The organism is Streptomyces sp. URMC 127, assembly GCF_051386535.1.
GTDB lineage: Bacteria > Actinomycetota > Actinomycetes > Streptomycetales > Streptomycetaceae > Streptomyces.
The window spans coordinates 1-273 of record NZ_JBPQTW010000541.1; the positions used below are offsets into that span (position 1 = coordinate 1).

Sequence of the window (273 nt, forward strand, 5' to 3'; positions counted from 1 at the left end):
GCATTGACGTCCCAGTTGTTGATGGCACGCGGGTTACCGGTCGACTCACGCATCACATTGCGCTTGATGCCGTCGTACGACGCCGGGATGCCCTTCGCGCGCAGAATGTCCAGCGCCTCACTGATCCAGCCGTCGACGTTGTCGGCGTACGCCTTCTTCGCCGGAGCGGCGGGCTTGGCCGGGGCGGCGGGCTTCACCGGCTTGGCGGGGGCGGCCGGCTTGGCCTCAAGGGCCTTGCGCTCGGTGGAACGGTTGGCGGCCTGCTTCTCGGCC

1 pseudogene is annotated in these 273 nt (G+C 68.5%); it reads right to left on the bottom strand.

The window, feature by feature from the left end:
- Nucleotides 1-273 (bottom strand): annotated as a pseudogene (locus ACSNOH_RS35310) (transglycosylase SLT domain-containing protein); the annotation flags it as partial.